At 66.3% G+C, this 19,888-nt stretch carries 15 protein-coding genes; 8 read left to right on the plus strand and 7 right to left on the minus strand.

From position 1 onward, the window contains the following. Positions 1–13 precede the first annotated feature (13 nt). The gene (locus tag FAZ98_RS21525) at positions 14–799 is read right to left on the minus strand and encodes an AraC family transcriptional regulator (protein ID WP_158953602.1); all 786 of its coding nucleotides are present in this window, start codon (positions 797–799) and stop codon (positions 14–16) included. Positions 800–1,041: 242 nt separating this feature from the next. On the opposite strand from FAZ98_RS21525, the gene FAZ98_RS21530 reads away from it, so the two are divergent. From FAZ98_RS21530 to FAZ98_RS21545, 4 genes are all read left to right on the plus strand, one after another. Then, positions 1,042–2,664 (plus strand): cyclic peptide export ABC transporter, encoded by a 1,623-nt coding sequence (locus FAZ98_RS21530; protein WP_158954118.1) that lies wholly within the window; start codon positions 1,042–1,044, stop codon positions 2,662–2,664. Beyond that, positions 2,661–3,671, plus strand: a complete 1,011-nt coding sequence (locus FAZ98_RS21535) for an ABC transporter substrate-binding protein (RefSeq protein WP_158953604.1) — start codon at positions 2,661–2,663, stop codon at positions 3,669–3,671. Before FAZ98_RS21530 ends, FAZ98_RS21535 begins: the two co-directional genes overlap by 4 nt. Next, positions 3,664–5,691 (plus strand): Fe(3+)-hydroxamate ABC transporter permease FhuB, encoded by a 2,028-nt coding sequence (gene fhuB / locus FAZ98_RS21540; protein WP_233272759.1) that lies wholly within the window; start codon positions 3,664–3,666, stop codon positions 5,689–5,691. The genes FAZ98_RS21535 and fhuB overlap by 8 nt, the downstream gene beginning before the upstream one ends. Positions 5,692–5,838: 147 nt before the next feature. Continuing rightward, positions 5,839–8,040 (plus strand): TonB-dependent siderophore receptor, encoded by a 2,202-nt coding sequence (locus FAZ98_RS21545; protein WP_158953608.1) that lies wholly within the window; start codon positions 5,839–5,841, stop codon positions 8,038–8,040. 70 nt (positions 8,041–8,110) lie between these two features. Here the strand turns inward: FAZ98_RS21545 and FAZ98_RS21550 are convergent, their stop codons facing one another. The 4 genes from FAZ98_RS21550 to FAZ98_RS21565 all read right to left on the minus strand — a co-directional run bounded on the left by FAZ98_RS21550 (position 8,111) and on the right by FAZ98_RS21565 (position 11,831). Then, entirely contained in the window at positions 8,111–8,893 is a 783-nt protein-coding gene (locus FAZ98_RS21550; protein WP_158953610.1) for a substrate-binding domain-containing protein, read from the minus strand. Further along, the gene (locus FAZ98_RS21555) at positions 8,890–9,741 is read right to left on the minus strand and encodes an ROK family protein (RefSeq protein WP_233272760.1); all 852 of its coding nucleotides are present in this window, start codon (positions 9,739–9,741) and stop codon (positions 8,890–8,892) included. Before FAZ98_RS21555 ends, FAZ98_RS21550 begins: the two co-directional genes overlap by 4 nt. Positions 9,742–9,778: 37 nt before the next feature. Next, entirely contained in the window at positions 9,779–11,449 is a 1,671-nt protein-coding gene (zwf, locus tag FAZ98_RS21560) for a glucose-6-phosphate dehydrogenase (RefSeq protein WP_158953614.1), read from the minus strand. Between the two features lie 61 nt (positions 11,450–11,510). After that, positions 11,511–11,831 (minus strand): hypothetical protein, encoded by a 321-nt coding sequence (locus FAZ98_RS21565; protein ID WP_158953616.1) that lies wholly within the window; start codon positions 11,829–11,831, stop codon positions 11,511–11,513. Between the two features lie 21 nt (positions 11,832–11,852). Here FAZ98_RS21565 and aldA point away from each other — a divergent pair, with 21 nt between their 5' ends. From aldA to FAZ98_RS21585, 4 genes are all read left to right on the plus strand, one after another. Further along, positions 11,853–13,274, plus strand: coding sequence for an aldehyde dehydrogenase (gene aldA / locus FAZ98_RS21570; RefSeq protein ID WP_158953618.1), 1,422 nt, complete (start codon positions 11,853–11,855; stop codon positions 13,272–13,274). A gap of 215 nt (positions 13,275–13,489) precedes the next feature. Then, positions 13,490–14,704, plus strand: a complete 1,215-nt coding sequence (locus FAZ98_RS21575; protein WP_199272405.1) for an MFS transporter — start codon at positions 13,490–13,492, stop codon at positions 14,702–14,704. 32 nt (positions 14,705–14,736) lie between these two features. Then, positions 14,737–15,954 carry a mandelate racemase/muconate lactonizing enzyme family protein gene (locus FAZ98_RS21580; RefSeq protein ID WP_158953622.1) on the plus strand — a complete coding sequence of 406 codons (1,218 nt, stop codon included), beginning with the start codon at positions 14,737–14,739 and terminating at the stop codon, positions 15,952–15,954. A gap of 19 nt (positions 15,955–15,973) precedes the next feature. Next, positions 15,974–17,650, plus strand: coding sequence for a GMC family oxidoreductase (locus FAZ98_RS21585; protein WP_158953624.1), 1,677 nt, complete (start codon positions 15,974–15,976; stop codon positions 17,648–17,650). On the opposite strand, the gene FAZ98_RS21590 is transcribed toward FAZ98_RS21585, so the two are convergent. Together FAZ98_RS21590 and FAZ98_RS21595 are read right to left on the minus strand one after the other, a co-directional pair. Beyond that, on the minus strand, positions 17,623–18,501 hold the full coding sequence (locus FAZ98_RS21590) for a LysR substrate-binding domain-containing protein (protein ID WP_158954120.1): 879 nt from the start codon (positions 18,499–18,501) through the stop codon (positions 17,623–17,625). The two genes, FAZ98_RS21585 and FAZ98_RS21590, sit on opposite strands and share 28 nt — an antisense overlap. 96 nt (positions 18,502–18,597) lie before the next feature. Next, positions 18,598–19,884, minus strand: coding sequence for an MFS transporter (locus FAZ98_RS21595; RefSeq protein ID WP_158953626.1), 1,287 nt, complete (start codon positions 19,882–19,884; stop codon positions 18,598–18,600). Positions 19,885–19,888: the final 4 nt, after the last annotated feature.

Raw genomic sequence — 19,888 nt, forward strand, 5'->3', positions numbered from 1 at the left:
GAGGCACACGCCGTCATTGTGAAGCCAGATAGCGCTGCGGCGCCTCGCCGGTGACCTGGCGGAACATGACGATGAACGCGCTCGCGCTGCGATAGCCAAGATTGCGCGCCACGTGCGCCACGGATTGCCCGAGCGCGAGCCGCGTGATCGCTTCGGCCACGCGCATTTGCTGCCGCCACGCCACGAACGTCAGCCCCGTTTCCGCATGCAGGCGCCGCGCGAGCGTGCGGCCGCTCGCGCCGAACTGTTCGCCCCAGAAGTCGAGCGTCAATTCGCTCGCCGGGTCGTTCATCATGTGCTCGCAGATTTTCAGCAGGCGTTCGTCGCGCGGCAGCGGCACGCCGGGCTCGGGCAGGCCGGGCGTTTCCGCGAGCACCTTGAGGAGCAGCGGCACCGCGAGCGCGGCGCGGCTGTCGCCGCCGTACTTCTCGCCCGCCGCGCCGATCGTGAGCGCCAGTTCGCGCATCAGCGCCGACACCGCGATGACCGCCGCGTCGCGCCACGGCCACGGGCACACGTGCGACTCGATATAGACGCTGCACAGCACCGTCTCGCCCACGGCATGCAACTCGTGATCGACATCGGGCGGCAGCCAGGCGGCGCGCGACTGCGGCAGCGTCCACGTGCGCGTGGGCGTGAGCACGCGAATCACGCCCTGGATCGCGAACACGAGTTGACCATGCCGATGCTGGTGCCACGAGACCCGTTCGCCGTGCCGGTAGTTGATGACCGATGCGCTGACCTCGTGCGCGAGCGGCGTGCGCGCGAGCGGATAGCGCTTGAGCAGAAATTCCTTCATGGCGAATGCGGGCAGGTTCGGACGGAAAGCAGCGTGAAGCGCACGGCAAAAGGTCGATTAGACCGCCGATGATATCGAGAATTGTCCAAAAATTGTCAAAAATTCGATATCGGCTGTCATCCTCTCTCGCGCGGAAGCCGGTAATCTCCTTTTCCGGCAACGATTCGCGCGCGATTCCCGCTCAAATCAGGAATGATTCGCATTCTTGCCCTGAATGACCCCGAATGACTTCCGGCCGTGCCATGCCCTTGATCGTCTCGTTGATACGCAGCTCGCGCTGGCTGCTGCCTGTTGCCTTGCTGGTGAGCCTCCTGAGCGGCTTCGCCAACGCGGCGCTGGTCGCGCTCATCAATCAGGCGCTGCGGGCGACGGGTGCCCAACTGGCTACGCTCGGTCTGCGCTTTCTGCTGCTCGGCCTGGTCGTGCTGGTCACGCGCGTGGTCTCGCAAACGCTTTTCATGTATCTCGGCCAGCGCGCCAAGGCGCGGCTGCGCATGCAGACGATCGACCGCCTCGCGCGCGCCTCGTTCCGCGATCTGGAGCAGTGCGGCGCGGCGCGCGCGATGGGCGCGCTCACGCAGGATCTCGACAGCATCGTCATCTTTTTCGTGAGCCTGCCGTCCATCGCGATGCAAGGCGCGGTGATCGCGGGCTGTCTCGTCTATCTCGGCGTGCTCTCCGTGCCGATCCTCGTGTTCGCGCTCGCGGTGATCGGCATCGGTTCGCTGGGCACGCATCTCGTGGGCGCGCGGGCGCTGCGCCACTTGCGTGCATCGCGCGCACGCGAGGACGATCTGCTGCGCCAGTTCCGCGCGCTGTTCGACGGCGCGAAGGAATTGAAGCTGCATCACGCGCGCGCCCAGGCTTTCGTCGCGCGCGAACTCGCGCCGCACGTGGAAGCCGTGCGCATTCAGCGTACGCGCGGCTACGTGCTCAACGCGTTCGCGGCGAGCTGGGGCACGCTGGTGCTGTTCGGTTTCGTCGGCCTCACGATCTTCGTGCTCGCGCGTGACTTTCACGCCGACGCGAGCGTGATGTCCGGTTACGCGCTCGTGTTTCTCTACCTGATCATGCCGGTGGAAGGGCTGCTTGCCGCGCTGCCCACGGTCGGCGCGGCGCGCGTGGCGTTCGAGCGCATCGCGCAACTCGAGGCGAAGCTGCCGCCCGAGCCATCGCATGCGGCCGCGCTCGTGCCCGCGTTCGAGCGCATCGTGTTCGAAGGCGTCTCGCATCGCTATGCGCGCGAAAGCGAAGACGGTTTCTTCACGCTCGGGCCGCTCGATCTCGCGTTCGAGGCGGGCGAGCTCGTGTTCCTCGTGGGCGGCAACGGTAGCGGCAAGACCACGTTCGCGAAGCTGCTTGTGGGCCTTTACGCGCCGGAAGCGGGGCGGATTCTCGTCGATGGCGTGGCGGTCGAGGCGGCCACGCGCGCCGCGTATCGACAGCGCTTTTCGGTCGTGTTCAGCGACTTTCATCTGTTCGATTCGCTGCTCGGCTTGCCGCCCGAACGCGACGCCGAGGCGCGCGCGCTGCTCGCCGCGTTGCAGCTCGATCACAAGGTGCGCATCGAGAACGGCACGTTTTCGACGCTCGCGCTCTCGCAAGGCCAGCGCAAGCGGCTCGCGCTGCTCGTGGCGATGCTCGAAGACCGGCCGTTCTACGTGTTCGACGAATGGGCCGCCGACCAGGATCCCGCGTTCAAGGACGTGTTCTATCGCACGCTGCTGCCGCAGTTGAAGGCGCTTGGCAAAACGGTGCTCGTCATCACGCACGACGACCGCTATTTCCCTCTCGCCGATCGCCTCGTCAAACTCGACAGCGGTCAATTGAGCGCGGGATCGTTGCCGATGGCGGACGCGGCATGAGCGGCGCGCGTTCACGCCGGGCTCCCGCGCGCCGGCGCTGGCTGGGCGGCGCGGCAATGTCGATGGCGTCGCTCGCGCTCGGCGGCATCGGCGCGTTGCCGCGCGCGCTGCGGGCGGCGAACGCTGCGCGAACACCGGTGCCAACGTCCGTGCCGACACCCGTGCCGAACCGCATCGTCGTGCTCAACTGGGAGCTGACCGAAACGCTGCTCGCGCTCGGCCGCGCGCCCATCGGCATTCCTTTGCCCGACTGGTACACGGCGACGATCGTGACGCCGCCACTGCCGCCGCGCGTCGCCGACGTCGGGTTGCTGTATCAGCCGAATTTCGACGTGCTGCGCGACCTCGCGCCCGACCTGCTGATCGTCACGCCCGAGCATGCGGGTCTGCTCGCGCCATTGCACCGCATCGCGCCGACGCTCACGCTGGGCGCCTACATGAACGCCGCGCAGCCGTACGACGCGCTGCAGGCCGAAACGCTCGCGATGGCGCACGCGCTCGACGCCCAGCCGCGCGCTCACGCCTTGATTGCCGATACCGCGCGCGCGCTCGACGCGGTGTCGGCGCGGTTGCGCGGCAGCGCGCCACGCACGGTGATCGTCGCCGACGCCATCGACGAGCGCCATTTCCGCGTCTACGCGAAGGGCAGTTTGTTCGACGCGGTGCTCGCGCGCCTCGGCGTGATCAACGCGGTGAATCCGCGCGAGGCGAGCGCGGCGCAAGCGCGCTGGACCGCGAACGCGATGGGCTCGGCCGTCGTGCCGCTGCAACGGTTAACCGACGTCGCGCACGCCGACATGCTGCTCGTCGGCCCGCTGCACGACGAGACGCGCGCCGCGCTGGGCGCGAGCCCGCTGTGGCGTGCGCTGCCCGCCGCGCGCGAGCGTCGCGTGGCCGTGCTGCCCGTGATCGCGCCGTATGGCGGTTTGCTGTCGATGCGGCGCTTCGCCGTGGCTGTCGAAGCCGCGCTCGGCGCCATCGCGAACGCGGGAGGCGGACTTGGATAACGCCACGCTGCCCGTGCGCGCCGCGCCGCCGCGCGTGGGGCCGCGCGCCATCGCCGGTACGCTGTTCGCGCTCGCGGCGTGCCTCGCCGCCGTGCATCTGCATCGGGCGCTCGGCGGCGCGGCGTGGTGGCCAGCGCTGGTCGCGCCCGACCTGACGGACATGCGCGACGTGCTCGTGCACGAGAGCCTGCTGCCGCGTATTGCCATGACGCTGCTGTGCGGCGGCGCGCTGGGTCTCGCGGGCGCGCTCGCGCAGCAGGTGTTGCGCAATCCGCTCGCGGAGCCCATGACGCTCGGCATTTTTCCGGGCGCGTATCTCGCGTTGAGCGTCGCGAGCGTGTGGGCGCCGGGCTGGCTCGCGCTGGGCCGCGACACGCTCGCGCTCGCGGGCGGCGCGCTCGCCATGCTGCTCGTGTTCGCGCTCGCATGGACGCAGCGCATGTCGCCGCTCGGCGTGATTCTCGCGGGCATGGTCGTGAACCTCTATTGCGGCGCGATCAGCCTCGCGATCTCGGTCGTGCATTTCGACTTCCTGCGCGGCCTGCAAATCTGGGGCGGCGGCGCGCTCGATCAAAGCGGCTGGCAGAGCGCCACGCATCTCGGCGTGCGCGTCGCGGCATGCGCGTTCGGCGCAGCGCTGCTGTACCGGCCGTTGAGTCTCTTCGATGCGGGCGATGCGACCGTGCGCAGCCTCGGCGTCGCGGTTGGCTGGATGCGCGGCGCGGCGCTGTTCGTCGCGGTGGCATTGACGGCGTGCGTGGTCGCGGAAGTGGGCGTGATCGGCTTCGTCGGGCTCGCCGCGCCGCTGGTCGCGCGGCTCGCGGGCGCGCGGCGCTTGCGCGAGCGTTTGATCTGGGCGCCGCTCACGGGCGCGGCGCTGCTGTGGCTCACCGACGAAATCGTGCGCTACGTGGGCGAGACCGAGTTGTTTTCGGCACATCTGATTCCCACCGGCAGCGTGACCTCGATACTCGGCGTGCCGCTGCTCGTCGCGTTGTTGCCGCGCCTGCCTGTCCGGCCCGAAGCGCAGGCGACGGCCGCGCGTTTCCCGTCCCCGCCGATGTCGCGCATGATGCCGCTCGCGTGGCTGCTGCTCTTGCTCGACGCGTGCGCGATGTCGCTCGCCTTCACGCGCGGCGTGCACGGCTGGAAGCTCGCGTCGCTCGCGCATATCGACGCGCTGCTGTTCTGGAACGTGCCGCACCTGCTCGCGGCGCTGGCGGCGGGCAGCCTGCTGGCGACGGCGGGCGTGCTGCTGCAGCGCATGACCGCGAATCCGATGGCGAGCCCCGATCTGCTCGGCGTGGGCTCGGGCGGCATGTTCGGCATCGTCGCCGTGCTGTTTCTCACCGGCAGCATGATGCCGGCCGCGTTGTTCGCGGGCTGTGTGGCGGGCGCGCTCGCCACGCTCGTGTTGCTGCTGTGGTTCGGGCGGCGCGCGCAGTTCGCGCCCGAGCGCCTGCTGCTCGTGGGCCTCTCGATCAGCTCGCTGTTCCAGGCCGTGGTGGGCGCGGTGATGGCGAGCGGCGACCCGCGCGCGGGCGTGCTCATCGACCTGCTGGTCGGCTCGACCTACTACGTGCCGTCGGTGGTGGCGTGGGGCACGGCGGCGCTCGCCGTGCTCGTGCTCGCGGTCGCGCCGCTGGGCGTGCGCTGGCTCGCGGCGCTCGGCGTGGGGTCGCACGCGGCGGCGAGCGTGGGCGTGCCCGTGGGCGTCGCGCGCTTCGCGCTGTTGCTGCTCGCCGCGCTCGCCACGGCGGCGGCGACGGTCGTGGTGGGGCCGCTCTCGTTCGTCGGCCTGATCGCGCCGCATATCGCGCGGCTGTCCGGCGCGCGGCGGCCGCTCGCGCAGCTGTATTGCGCGGCCGTGCTGGGCGCGCTGCTGATGGTCGTTGCCGACTGGCTCGGCCGCCAGATCGTCTTTCCCGAGCAACTCGCGGCGGGACTCGTGGCGACGTTGATCGGCGGTCCGTGGCTCGTCGCGACGATGCTGTGGCGAGCGGCAGCGCGAGAAACATGAGTGGTGAGGTTGCACCGTGCGAGGTGTCGCATGAAGCGACTCGGTTAGCTATCCGAAATAAATAACAAAGAACGGTCCCCCAGCAATTCACGCCCGCTTCTGGCGGGTGGATGCCGTTCGGCCTTTTAACAGTGGGATTGATAGCGAATGAAAACGAGAACAGACCAGGCCGCCGCGCAACGCGCGCCGGGATCGGGATGGCGCAGAATGGCGCCGCACATGACGCCGCTCGCGCTGGCGGCGTTGAGCCTCGCCTCGCCGTATGCGCGCGCACAGAGCACGCAAGCGCCGGCGGATGCCAGCGTGCTGCCCGCCGTGACGGTGACGGGCACCGCGAGCGCCGACGCCACCACGGAAGGCACCGGCACCTACGCCACGAAGAACGCCACCATCGCCGGAAAAACGGCGCAGCCGATCAAGGAAGTGCCGAACTCGGTTTCCGTGCTCACGCGCCAGCAAATGGACGACATGAACGTGTCGACGATCCAGGACGCGCTGCGCTACGTCACGGGCGTGAATTCGATCAACTACGGCGACGGCACCGCGTATTACCGCGCGCGCGGCTCGCAACTGGGCGTGGAATTCGACGGCGTGTCGATCGTGAGCGGCCTGCAATATCAATTGCAGTTCGACCTCGCCATGTACGACCGTATTGAAATCCTGCGCGGCGTGGCGGGCGCCATCGACGGTATCGGCGAACCGGGCGGCATCGTCAATCTCGTGCGCAAGCGTCCGCAGGACCAGTTCCATGTCGCCACGGAAACGCAGGTCGATTCGTTCGGCAGCGTGCGCCAGATGGTGGACGTGACCGGGCCGCTCAACAAGGACGGCACCGTGCGCGGGCGCGCGGTGATCGTGGGCAGTGACGGCACGCAGTCGATCGACCGCACGCGCAGCAAGGAAGTCATGGCGTATGGCGCGATCGATTGGGACATCACGCCGCGCACCACCATCTCGGCTTCCGGCACCTACCAGGTGTCGCCGACTTCGGGCATCGACTACGGCGCGGGCGGCGTGCTCAACAGCAGCCTGACTGCGCTCTCCGGTCAGCGCGTGCCGAGTTCGTACACGCAGAACTTCAGCCCGAGCTGGAACTACGCCTACACGTCGATCGAGGAAGGCAACGTCAATCTCGTGCATCGTTTCGAGAGCGACTGGAAGTCGTCGACGACGGTGTTCTATCGCCATGAACTCTCGAAAGCGAACTACGCGTATTCGGGACCCGGCGCGACGTCGACCGGTCTCGCGGAATTCGGCGATCAGGCCCAGCGCACGGCATACGACTGGTTCGGCGCGGACACCAACGTGTCCGGTCCGGTTCATCTGTTCGGGCAAACGCACACGCTCACGTTCGGCGCGAACTATTCGGTAACCACGTCTTCGGCGCTCTCGGGTTATCAGGCGGTGACAGGACCGTATAGCGCCCTGGGTTTGTTCAGCCTCTACGATCCTAACGCGGTGCCGAAGGTGTACGTGCCGTACACGTTCGGCACCAACACGCGCACGGTGCAGTACGGCGTGTACGCGCAGGCGCGCATCAAGCTCGCGGACCCGCTCACGCTCGTGCTCGGCGGCCGTGAAGCCTTCCTGCAAGGCCGCACGCAATCCACCTTGCCGACCGTGGAAGACTGGACCACGAGCGCGCAGGTCAATCATCGTTTCCTGCCTTCGGCGGGGCTCGTGTGGGACATCGTGCCGTCGATCACGGCGTACGCGAACTATGCGCGTTTTCTCGATGCGCAGACGCAAACCACCTACTCGGGCGCGGGCTTGCCGCCGCGCACGGGCGAACAGTACGAAGTGGGCGTGAAGGGCAGTTTCCTCGGTGGCCGGTTGAACACCACGGCGGCGCTGTTCCGTATCAACGACAACAATCGCGCGGTGGACGATCCCGCTCACCAGTACTACTACATTGCCGCGGGCAAGGTGCGCGACCAGGGCCTGGAACTCGAAGTGACGGGCCAGCCGCTGCCGAACTGGAACGTCTATGCGGGCTACACCTATCTCGACGAGCATTACGAGAACGATGCGCCCGATCTCACCGACGGCGAGGATCCCAAGCATCTGTTCAAGCTCTGGACCAACTACCGGTTCTCGCAGGGCCTCTTGAGCGGCGTGACGGTGGGCGGTGGCATGCTCGCGCAAACGCGTATCTCTCGCGGTGTGGAGCAGGGCGCGTATGCGATCTTCAATGCGGAAGTGGGCTATCAGTTCAACAAGCACGTGAATGCCTCGCTGCAACTGAACAACATCTTCAATCGCGGCTATTACATTCGCCCGCCCGGCGCGTATTACAGCGTGTTCGGCGATGCGCGCAACGTGATGCTCACGGTCCGTTCGGACTTCTGACGATGTGATGTCGATATAAAAAGGGCGAACGCAAGCGTTCGCCCTTTTCGCTTTCGAACACGCCGATGACTCAGTGCGCGATCGGATCGAGGCCGGTTTTCTCCACCGTCGCCTGGGCCTGCGGCGAAGCGAGGAATTGCAGCAGCGCACGGGCTTCCTGCGGATGCTTCGCGCCCACCGGAATCCCGGCGGCGTAGCGCGTGACCGACTGCAAGGACTCCGGCACCTTGCCGACGAACGTCACGCCCGGCACGGGCAGCAGTTCGGCCACCTGCTGAAAGCCGACTTCGTAGTCGCCTTTCGCCACCACGCCCGCCACGGGGATGCGCGGCACCATGGTCGCTTTCGGCGCCACCTGATCTTCGATACCGAGCTTCTTGAACATTTCGTTCTTGATGTACACGCCGCTCGCGCTGTCCGAATACGCGATCGATTTCGCGTGCAGCAGCGTCTGCCGCAACGCGTCGACCGTGCTGATATCGGGCTTCGGCGCGCCGGCGCGCACCACCATGCCGATGCGCGAATCGGCAAGGTCGACACGCGAATCGGGCATCACCTTGCCGTCCTTGATGAGCCCGTCGAGCGCATAACCGACCATGATGACCACGTCGGCCGGTTCGCCGCGCGCGAGCCGGTTCGGGATCGCTTGCGGCGACTTGCCCATGGAAGGCCCGAGGATCGTGTCGAGCGAATTGCCGGTCTGCTGCGTGAAGGTCGGGCCGAGCGCCTGATAAGCGGCCGTGAAGCCGCCCGAGGTCATCACGTGCAGCTCCGCCGCGTGCGTGATCACGCTGCAACAGGCGCTCGCGGCAACGAACGTCTGCGAGGCGAAGCGAAGCAGGGCGAGTCTCATGGCTTCGCGGCCTCGTTGCCTTGCGCGGACGTGTCGGTGCACTGACGCGTTTCGCGGATCGATTGCGGATGCCAGAGCCGCGCGCCGCCCTCGATACCGCGGTCGTTGGAGACGGTCGCCACGTTGGGCGGCAGCTTGAATGCAAGCCGCTCCGCATTGCCGCCGCCGATCCACAGCTTGTCGTAATGCACGAGCGAATCGAGAATGCCGATGATCTTCTCGACGCGCTCGTTCCAGCGCTTGTTGCCCGCTTTGCGTCGTGCCGCGTCGCCGATGTACTCGTCGTACGCGTGCTTCTTGCTGACCGGATGATGCGCGAGTTCGAGATGCGGCATCAGTTCGCCGTCGCGAAAGAGCGCCGTGCCCGCGCCCGTGCCGAGCGTGAGGACGAACTCGAGGCCCTTGCCTTCGATGGCGGCGAGACCTTGCATCTCGGCGTCGTTGATCATGCGCACCGAAGGATTGCCGAGTCGTTCGCCGAGCATGGCCGCGAGCGGCACGTCGCGCCAGTCTTCGTTGCCCAGATGCGGCGCGGTGATCACGCGGTTGTCGCGCACGAAGCCGGGAAAGCCGATCGACACGTGCGTGACCGGATACTGCCTGGTGAGCGGTTCGACGAGCGTGTAGAGCGTCTCGACGAGCAGCTTGGGCGGGCACGGATGCGGCGTGGCCACGCGCACGCGCTCCGTGCGCATGGTGCCGTTTGCGTCGATGATCGCGGCCTTCAGCCCCGTGCCGCCCACGTCGATGGCGAGAATGTTTTCGATGCCCGCCGAAGCCGGAATCGCGCTCGCCGCGTTCTTGCCCTGGGTGTCCTTCGTGCTCGTTGCGTTGTTCTTCTTTGCCACTCGGTCCTCCGTTGATGTCGTGCTTGCGGTCTCGGGTTTACTTCTTGTTTGCATCGGGCTTCGAGTCGGGCTTTGAGTCGGGCTTCGAGTCGGGCTTAGACTCCGGCGGCGTGAGTTTGCGCCATGCATGCCCGTCGCGAGCCAGCAGGTCGTCGGCTTCCTTCGGCCCCTGGCTGCCGGCCGCGTAGCCATGCACGGGCACCGCGCCGCCATCCTTCGGGTGCAAGACGTCGTCTACGGCAGCCCAGGTCGACTCGATGCTGTCCGCGCGCTGGAACAGCGTTTCGTCGCCGAGCATGCAGTCGTAGAGCAGCGTTTCGTAGCCCACGTTCGCGCGCTGCGTGAAGAAGTCATCGTAATCGAACGTGGAATGCACCGCACCCATTTCCATGAGCGGGCCGGGCGTCTTCACGTTGAAGTCGAAGGTCGTGCCGTGCGAAGGATCGATGCGCAGCGTGAGCACGTTCGGCGTGAGCGCGTCCACGGGCGTGTCGCGAAAGAGCCGGAACGGCACGCTTTTCAGCTGCACGGAAATTTCGGTGCGGCGCGCGGCGAGGCGCTTGCCCGTGCGCAGATAAAACGGCACGCCGGCCCAGCGCCAGTTGTCGATATGCACGCGCGCGGCGGCATAGGTTTCGGTCGTACTGTCCTTCGCCACATTCGGTTCGTCCCTGTAGCCCACGCCCGCCGGGCCTTGCTCGTACTGGCCGAACACGACATCTTCGCGCGTGAGCGGCTTGATCGCGTCGAAGATTTCGGCCTTCTTGTTGCGCACGGCTTCCGCATCGAACGAATTGGGCGGTTCCATGGCGACCATGCCGAGCAACTGGAACAGATGGTTCGGCACCATGTCGCGGAACGCGCCGGTCTGCTCGTAGAAGCTGCCGCGGCCTTCGACGCCGATCACTTCCGAAGCCGTGATCTGCACGTTGTCGATGTACTCGCGGCGCCAGATCGGCTCGAACAGCGCATTCGCGAAGCGCACCGCGAGGATGCTCTGCACCGTGTCCTTGCCGAGAAAATGGTCGATACGGTAAATCTGCGTTTCCTTCACGAAGTTCAGCAGATGCGCGTTCAGATCGCGCGCCGAGGCGAGGTCGGTGCCGAACGGCTTCTCGATCACGATGCGGCGGAAGCCGCTCTTGCCGTCGTCGCCTTCTTTCAGCAAGCCTGCTTTGCCGAGCCGTTCGACGATCGGCTTGAAAAAACGCGCGCCCACGGCGAGGTAGAACACCACGTTACCTTGCGTCTTGCCTTCGAGCAGCTTCGCGAGTTGCTGATAAGGCGCGTCTTCCTCGAATTCGGCCGCCATATATTGCAAGCGTTGCGCGACCCAGTTCCAGGCGTTGTCGTCGAGCTTGCCCGCGTGAAAGGTGCTGGCTTTGTCGGCGGCGAGCTGTTCGAGCGAACTGTGCAGGTCGTCGCGCCATTGCTGCGTTTCGCGCTCGCCGTGATTGACGCCGATGATCTGCATGCCGTCGTCGAGCAGGCCGTCGACGGTCAGGTTGTACAGCGCGGGCATGAGCAGGCGCTTGGTGAGATCGCCGCCCGCGCCGAAGATCACGAGCGTGCAGGGCGGTGCGGGATGCTTGCCCGCGGGCGAGGCCGGCGCGCCGGGCGCCTGCTGCGCATGCGCGTCCACCTTCGCGCTCGGTTGCGGGTTTTGCTGCGCTTTCGCGGTGTCGGGGTTGGGCGTGCTGGTCGGCATGATGGCGCTTCCTTGGATTTGGTCGATCAGGGTAAGCAATTGCAGTGCCTTAAATGACCGTTTAAACCGGCGTGCGGTTCCATTCGATCGCCGTGTCAGCGATCTGTAATGGCTGGGCCACGTGTTTTGCTGGTTTCGGCAATGATCTTTTTAACCAGACGATTGAATGCGGGATGGGATCAAGCGTAATCCAACCCATGCCGAAGCGCGTTTTCGGATGATCCCGCGCGACGGTCCGACGGTCGATTTCGAAACGTCGTGGCGCGAAAACGCCGTATCGAAAGCCGCGCGGCGAGTATGCGAAAAACGCATGCTCCGCTCGACAATTAATCGTTTGTGAGGCGCCAAACCGCCGCCGATACTGCCCTGACTTTCCGTTCATGCGACGAACCGGCGGTATTCCATGCGACTTCATCACAACTTCATCAACGGGCAATTCGACGAAACGAGCGCCGCGCGCATCGACGTCTTCAATCCCGCCAACGCCGAGCTGATCGGCCATGTGAGCGCCGCGAGCCCGGCCGACGCCGAGCGCGCCGTGGCCGCCGCCGCCGCCGCGCAACCCGCCTGGCGCCGCCTGCCGGCAGCCGAGCGCGGCGCGATCCTCAACCGCTTCGCCGACGCGATCGTGGCGCGCGCCCCCGCCATTGGCGCGGCGCTGGCCGCCGAGTCGGGCAAGAGCGTCGCCGACGCCACCTCGGAAGCGCAGTATGCCGCCGAAATCCTGCGCTATCACGCGCAGTGGGCGCGCCGCGTGGAAGGCGAGGTGATCCCGAGCGACAGCCCGCGCGAAAACCTCATCCTCATGCGCGAACCGATCGGCGTGGTGGCTTGCCTGATTCCGTTCAATTTCCCCATTTACACGTTGCTGCGCAAGATCGCGCCCGCGCTCATCACGGGTAATGCCGTGGTCGTGCGCCCGAGCAACAACACGCCGGGCTCGGCGTTCGAAGTGGCGCGCGCCGCGCAGGAAGCGGGGCTGCCCGCCGGCATCTTCAACGTGCTGGCCATGGATCACGACACGGCGGCCGTGCTCTGCACGCACAGCAAGGTGGGCATGATCACGTTGACGGGCAGCGTGGCGGCGGGCCGCAAGGTGCTCGACTACTGCAAGGAAAACATCGCGAAGCCGTCGCTGGAACTGGGCGGCAAGACGCCCGCCATCGTCGAGGACGACGCCGACCTCGAAGCCGCCGCCGCGGCCATCGTCGGCTCGAAAACCTCGCATTGCGGCCAGCTCTGCACGGCGATCGAACGGGTGTATGTGCACGCGTCGGTGCACGACCGCTTCGTCGCGCTGTTGCGCGAGAAGATGGCCGCCGTGCGCTTTGGCGACCGCGCGGAAGACGCCTCGCGCATGGGTCCGCTCGTGAGCGCGCAGGCGCGCACGCAGATTCACGCAATGGTCGAGCGCGCCGTCGCCGCGGGCGCCGTGATCGAAACGGGCGGCCGCGTGCCGGAAGGCCCCGGCCACTTCTATCCGGCCACGCTGCTGTCGAATTGCGGTCACGACATGGAGATCGTGCAGGAAGAGATCTTCGGACCGGTGCTGCCGGTGGTGTCGTACGCCACGCTTGAAGACGCATTGCGCATGGCCAACGATCATCAGTTCGGTCTTTCGTCGGTGCTGTTCACGGAGCGTTATCGCTCGATCATGCACGTGTCGAACGAGATCGAAGCGGGCGAGCTGTACGTGAACCGCACGCCGGCCGATCCGTATCAGGGCTATCACGCGGGCTGGAAGCGCTCGGGCCTCGGCGGCGACGACGGCAAGCACGGCATGCTCGAATTCACGCAAACGCGTCTTGTCGTGATGCCGCATTGATCGCGCTTCGTTAATGCTTGCTGGAATTGTTTAAAGGCGCTCGCGCGAAAGGCGAGCGCCGGTTTGAAAGTCGTTCGAATCAGCTCGTAGAAGAAAGCGCGCGTATCAACACCGCGCGCGGCATGGAGACAATCTTGCAGAAGTCCGTATCGAAGCCGCTGAGCGCGGCACCCGAGTCGCGCGCCGGTTCGCCTGCGCAGCGCTATATCCAGTTGATGCTGCTCGTGCTCGCCGCCGGCGGTATCTATCCGATCCTGTATCTGCGCCAGGTCTATCAGACCACGATGCTCGATGTCTTTCACATCGACAATTCGCAGCTCGGTTATCTGTACTCGGTGCTCGGCATCGTGTTCTTTCTCAGCTATCTGCCGAGCGGCTGGCTCGCCGACCGCGTGGCGCCGCGCCTCCTGATCTGCTTTTCGCTGGTCGCGACCGGCGTGCTCGGACTCTGGTACTCGACGGCGCCTTCGTTCAACGCGCTGCTCGCGATCTTCTGCGGCTGGGGTCTCTCCACCGGTCTCACGTTCTGGGCCTCGGTGCTCAAGCGCGTGAAGATGATCGCGGGGGCGAACGAGCAGGGCCGCTTCTTCGGCGTGCTCGACGGCGGCCGCGGTCTCGTGGAAGCCGTGCTCGCCACCATCGCGCTCGCGTTGTTCGCGGCCGCCACGAGCTCGGGCCAGGGCGACGCGGCCGGCCTGCGCCACGTGATCTATCTGTACGCATTCACCTGTATCGCGCTGGGCGCGTTGATGAGCCTGTTCGGCGACCCCGCACCCACGGCCGAAGCGCTGGCCGAGGCCGAGGAAGCGAAGGCGAACGGTTCGCTGCTGAAGGATCTCGCGACGCTCGCGGCCATTCCGCAACTGTGGCTCGTGGCGGCCGTGGTGTTCTGCGGCTATCAGATCTTCTGGGCCACCTACAGCTTCTCCGCGTATCTCCAGCAGGGCGACCTGCATATGAGCGTGGTCGCGGCCGGCATGGTCACGACGCTCAAGCTGTGGATGCGCCCGCTCGGCGGCATCGGCGGCGGCTGGCTCGGCGACCGCCTCTCCAACCTGCGCGTGCTGATCTGGGCGATCTTTCTCGCCGTGGCCGGTCTCGTCGGTCTGATCCTGCTGCCCGCGCTGCGGAACATGGCCGTGCTCGGCGTGGTCGTGCTGTTCATCGGCCTCATGACCTACGCGATTCGCGGCCTCTATTGGACGCTGCTCGATCTGTGCGCGATTCCCATGCGCATCACGGGTCTCGCCATCGGCCTCGTTTCGCTGATCGGCTATTCGTCGGATATTTTCCTGCCGCTCGTGAACGGTTACTTCACCGAACACTATGCGGGCCTGCTGGGCTATCAGTTTTATTTCGCCTACGTGGCGGCCATCGGCACGCTCGGCGGTATCGCTGCGCTCGCGCTCCGGCGCATGACTCGCGCATAACCTGTTTTCACTTTGCCTGAACAGCTCGAACCATGAAAGTCGTTGCATTGGAAACGCACGTCGTCGCGGTGCCACCTCCGCACCTCGGCGGCATGTACTGGATCTTCGTCACGCTCAAGACCGACTGCGGTATCGAAGGGGTCGGTGAAATCTACGCGGCCACCTTCCATCCCGACGTGATGGTGCCCGCGATCGAAGATGTGTTCTCGCGCTATCTACTCGATCACGATCCGCACCACGTGGAGCGCCTGTGGCGTGAAACGTATTCGAGCGGCTTCACGCAGCGCCCCGATCTCACGATGATGGGCATCGTGAGCGGCCTGGAAATGGCGTGCTGGGACATCGTGGGCAAGGCGTGCAACAAGCCCGTGTACGAGCTGCTGGGCGGCATGGTGAACGAGCGGCTTCGTTCGTACACCTACCTGTACCCGAAGAACCGCGACGGCGAATACGATTACGACGACCCCGATCTCGCCGCCGAATGCGCCGCGCAAAACGTGAAGCGCGGCTTCACGGCGGTCAAGTTCGATCCGGCCGGCCCGTACACGGCGTACTCGGGGCATCAGCTGTCGCTCGAAGTGCTGGACCGTTGCGAAACGTTCTGCCGCAAGGTGCGCGAAGCCGTGGGCAACCAGGCCGACATTCTGTTCGGCACGCACGGCCAGATGGTGCCGTCTTCGGCTATCCGTCTTGCCAAACGCCTCGAAAAGTACGACCCGCTGTGGTTCGAAGAACCGGTGCCGCCGGGCCAGCCCGAAGCCATGGCCGAAGTCGCGCGTCACACGAGCATTCCGATCTCGGCGGGCGAACGCCTCACCACGAAATACGAGTTCCACAAGCTGCTCGAGAGCGGCGCGGCCTCGATCATCCAGTTGAACGTGGCGCGCGTGGGCGGCCTGCTCGAAGCGAAGAAGGTAGCCACGCTCGCCGAGGTCTACTACGCGCAGATCGCGCCGCATCTCTACAACGGCCCGATCGGCGCGGCGGCGAGCATCCAGCTCGCGGCATGCACGCCCAACTTCCTGATTCAGGAAAGCATCGGCACGTGGGACGGTTTCCACGCGCAGGTGCTCAAGAAGCCGATCCAATGGGAAGACGGCTACATCATCCCGTCGAAGGCGCCGGGTCTGGGCGTCGAGCTCGACATGGACGTCGTGCGCGCGCATTCGCCGTACACGGGCAAGCGTCTGCATCTGCAGATGGCGAGCCAGCCGGCCGACGTGCGCGACACGGCGCCCGCACGCGGCTGAAGCCACTGGAGCACGCAAGATGAATTACGACTACATCATCGTCGGCGCCGGGTCGGCGGGCTGCATTCTCGCCGAGCGCTTGTCGGCCTCGGGCCGTCACTCGGTGCTGCTGCTCGAAGCGGGCGGCCCGGACAAGGGTTTCTGGTTCAAGATCCCCATCGGCTTTGCCAAGCTGTACTACAACAAGGCCTATAACTGGATGTACTACAGCGAGCCGGAGCCGGAACTGGGCGGACGGCAGATCTATGCGCCGCGCGGCAAGGTGCAGGGCGGCTCGGGCTCGATCAACGCGATGATCTACGTGCGCGGCGCCGCGCGCGATTTCGACGACTGGGCCGCCGCGGGCAATCCGGGCTGGTCGTATCAGGACGTGCTGCCGTACTTCCGCAAGCTCGAATCGCATCCGCTCGGCAATACGACATGGCACGGCGCGAACGGCCCCGTGCACATCACGCCGATGCGCGACGGCGCGCACCCGATCTGCGCGAGCTTTATCGAAGGCTGCGAGCAACTCGGCTACGAACGCAACGACGACTTCAACGGCGCGCGCCTCGAAGGCGTGGGCATTTACGACGTGAATACGCGCAATGGCAAGCGGGATTCGAGCAGCGTGGCGTATCTGCATCGCGCGGGTCATCGTCCGAATCTGACAATCGAGCATCATGCGCGCGCCACGCGTGTGCTGTTCGACGCGGCGAAGCAGCGTGCGACCGGCGTGGAAATCGTGCAGCAAGGCGTGACGCGCACGTTCCATGCGAACCGCGAAGTGATCGTCGCGGCGGGCGCCGTGGATTCGCCGAAGCTGCTGCAACTCTCGGGCGTGGGGCCGCGTGCGCTGCTCGCGAAGCACGGCGTGGAGATGGTGCACGAGTTGCCGGCCGTCGGGCAGAACCTCCAGGATCACCTGTGCGCGAGCTTCTACTATCGCGCGCGCGTGAAGACGCTCAACGACTCGTTCAGCAGCTGGATGTCGCAACTGAAGTTCGGCCTGCAATGGCTGTTCGCGCGCTCGGGGCCGTTCTCGATGAGCGTGAACCAGTCGGGCGGTTTCTTCCGCACCAACGCGGGCGAAGCGCATCCGAACATGCAGATCTACTTCAATCCGCTCTCGTATCGCATTCCGAAGTCGAATCGCGCGAAGCTCACGCCGGAGCCGTATTCGGGCTTCCTCGTCTGCTTCAATCCGTGCCGGCCCACGAGCCGCGGCTCGGTGGAAATCGCCTCGAACAGCGTGGAAGACGCACCGAAGATTCGCGGCAATTATCTGTCGACGCAAAAGGATCGCGACGAAGCCATCGCGGGCAGCCGCCTCGTGCGCAAGCTGATGCAGGCGAAGGCGTTGCAGGCCGTGACGGAAAGCGAAGTCACGCCCGCCGGCGAAGTCACCGACGACGCCAGCATGCTGCAGTTCTTCCGCGAGCAGAGCGGTTCGATCTACCACCTGTGCGGTAGCTGCGCAATGGGTCCCGATCCGCAAACGGCCGTGGTCGATGCGCGTTTGCGCGTGCACGGACTCGACGGGTTGCGCGTGGTCGATGCTTCGGTCTTCCCGAACATCACCTCGGGCAACACGAACGCGGCAACGATGATGGTGGCGGAGAAGGGCGCCGACCTGATTCTCGAAGACGCCGACCGCGCCATCGCCGACCGCAGTCTCGCGGCGCGTTTTCAGCCGGCCGTCGCCGCTTCTTCCTGAAGCCACTGCCGGAACAGCTGGAGCGGCTTCGACACTTTCTGTTCGGGCCGCACCACGAACCAGTACGACTGCCGTCCCTCCACATGCACGTCGCGCACGGGCGCGAGCTGGCCTGAAGCCAGTTCGCGCCCGATCATGTTGCGGTCCGCGATGGTCACGCCGAGCCCTTCCACGGCGGCGCGAATCGCGTAATCGAGCAGATCGAATTCATAGCCGCCCGACGTGTCCACGCCTTCGATGCGCGCCGCGTCGAGCCAATGCCGCCACGTCAGGTAACGCTGATTTTCGCCCGCGAGCACGTGCAGCAGCGTGACCTTGGTGAGATCGAGCGGGCCGTTCGCGAGCAGCGCGGGCGCGCAGACCGCGATGTGCGACTCGTGCATCAGCAGCGAGTTTTCCAGGCCTTCCCATTCGCCGTCGCCGAAACGGATCGCGCAATCGAGCGAGGTCGAATCGTCGAGACTGTCTTGCAGCCGGGTGGTGAGGCTCAGTTCGAGCTCCGGGTGGCGCGCGTGCAGTTTCGGCAGGCGCGGTACGAGCCAGCGCGCCGCGAAAGTGGGCGCCACGTTCACGCGCAGGCGGTTGCGGTCGCTCTTTTGCTGGATCGTGCGCACCGTGAGTTCGATGCGATCGAACGACTGCTGGAGCGTGCGCAGTAGCGCGCGTCCCGCGTCGGTGAGTTCGAGCCGGTGATGGTGGCGTTCGAGCAGCGTCTCGCCGAGCTGGTCCTCCAGTTGGCGCACCTGGCGGCTCACGGCGCTTTGCGTCACGTTCAACTGCTCGGCGGCGCGCGTAAAGCTGCCGCTCGTGCCAGCCGCTTCGAACGCTTTCAGGGCGTTGAGCGCGGGCATCTTTCGCTTCAAGGTCGTCTCCTCGCGCGCCGCTCTATCCCGAAAAGGTGCGGCGCCAAAACGAGGCAGTATACCGGCCCGCGGAGCGCGCGCCATTCAGGGCTCGCTCGCCTGGCTTTCCTTGACGATTACGGGCTCGATCACGTGTTCGCTCGCGCGTTCTTTCGTGCTTTCGTGGGCATGCTCGACCGGCGGCGCATCGGCAGGTTCGCGCGCCTGCGCGACCGCGCGTTCCGGCGCTCGCGACAGTGCCGCGAGCGCGAGCGTGATGACGAGCGCGAACACGTACAGCCCGCCCGCGCCGAGCAGCCGCATGAACAGCGAGGCGAGCGTCGGTCCCGCCGCGCCGCCCAGCGAGAACACGAGCAGCAACGTGGCGCTCGTTTGCACGCGGCGCGCCTGATCGACGCGATCGTTCACGTCGGAGACGATCACGCCGTACAACGTGAACGTGAGCGCGACGTAAAGAAACAGCAGCACGTCGACGATGGCGGCCACGCGAATCACGATCAACGCCGCCGCCGCGAACGCCGCGACAAGCGCGACCGCGCCGAGCGTCGCGCGGCGGCCGAGCCGGTCGGAGAGGCGGCCCACCGGCCATTGCGACAGCAGCGCGCCGATCAGCACGACGCCCATCGCGTGCGAAATTTCACTCGACGGATAGCCGATATCGGCGAGATACACAGGCGTGAGCGCGTAGAACGCGCTCGACAGCAGCCCCGCGCCAATGCACGCGGGCACGCTGCGCGGCGCGACGCGCGTGAGTTCGCGCAAGCCGTCGAGCAGCAGGGTGGGGCGTTTGGGCGTGGCGAGCGGCGTGGCGACGGGCCTGGGCGTGACGACGACCTGCTGCCAGTCGCCGATCAGCGCCACGGGCACGAGCGCTGCCACGAACAGCGCATTGACGAGCCCGTGTTCCGCGAGGCTGCCGGGCGCGTTCGCGCCGAGCAGGAACTGCCCCGCGCTCACGCCCAGATAGGTGAGCACGAGATAGAGCGCGAACGCGCGGCCGCGCTGCGCGTTCTGCACGGCGCCGTTCACGCCGCTTTCGATCGACGTGAAGACGCCGACCATGCTGAAGCCCATGACGAGCCGCAGCGCGGCCCAAGCTTCGGGCGTGTCGAACGAGAGATAGCCGAGCGCGGCGAGCGCCGTGATCGCGCTGAAGCCGATGAACGCGCGCTGCGGCCCGATGCGCGTCACCAGCGGCCCCAGCCCGAGCGCGCCGCAGATGAAGCCGATGTAATAGCACGATTGCACGAGCCCGACCGCGAGCGCGCTGTGCGCCGCGTGCAGCATGCGCAGCGAGATCAGCGTCGTGAGCAGGCTGTTGCCGCACACGAGAATCGTGTAGCCGCTCAGCAGGCCAACCAGCGATCGCATGGGC

Source organism: Paraburkholderia acidisoli, from assembly GCF_009789675.1.
GTDB classification, from domain to species: domain Bacteria; phylum Pseudomonadota; class Gammaproteobacteria; order Burkholderiales; family Burkholderiaceae; genus Paraburkholderia; species Paraburkholderia acidisoli.

Coding starts and splice junctions, on each gene's coding strand:
- FAZ98_RS21525 (WP_158953602.1), bottom strand. CDS start 799: ATGAAGGAATTTCTGCTCAAGCGCTATCCGCTCGCGCGCACGCCGCTC.
- FAZ98_RS21530 (WP_158954118.1), top strand. CDS start 1,042: ATGCCCTTGATCGTCTCGTTGATACGCAGCTCGCGCTGGCTGCTGCCT.
- FAZ98_RS21535 (WP_158953604.1), top strand. CDS start 2,661: ATGAGCGGCGCGCGTTCACGCCGGGCTCCCGCGCGCCGGCGCTGGCTG.
- FAZ98_RS21545 (WP_158953608.1), top strand. CDS start 5,839: ATGAAAACGAGAACAGACCAGGCCGCCGCGCAACGCGCGCCGGGATCG.
- FAZ98_RS21550 (WP_158953610.1), bottom strand. CDS start 8,893: ATGAGACTCGCCCTGCTTCGCTTCGCCTCGCAGACGTTCGTTGCCGCG.
- zwf (WP_158953614.1), bottom strand. CDS start 11,449: ATGCCGACCAGCACGCCCAACCCCGACACCGCGAAAGCGCAGCAAAAC.
- FAZ98_RS21565 (WP_158953616.1), bottom strand. CDS start 11,831: ATGAACGGAAAGTCAGGGCAGTATCGGCGGCGGTTTGGCGCCTCACAA.
- aldA (WP_158953618.1), top strand. CDS start 11,853: ATGCGACTTCATCACAACTTCATCAACGGGCAATTCGACGAAACGAGC.
- FAZ98_RS21575 (WP_199272405.1), top strand. CDS start 13,490: ATGCTGCTCGTGCTCGCCGCCGGCGGTATCTATCCGATCCTGTATCTG.
- FAZ98_RS21580 (WP_158953622.1), top strand. CDS start 14,737: ATGAAAGTCGTTGCATTGGAAACGCACGTCGTCGCGGTGCCACCTCCG.
- FAZ98_RS21585 (WP_158953624.1), top strand. CDS start 15,974: ATGAATTACGACTACATCATCGTCGGCGCCGGGTCGGCGGGCTGCATT.
- FAZ98_RS21590 (WP_158954120.1), bottom strand. CDS start 18,501: ATGCCCGCGCTCAACGCCCTGAAAGCGTTCGAAGCGGCTGGCACGAGC.
- FAZ98_RS21595 (WP_158953626.1), bottom strand. CDS start 19,884: ATGCGATCGCTGGTTGGCCTGCTGAGCGGCTACACGATTCTCGTGTGC.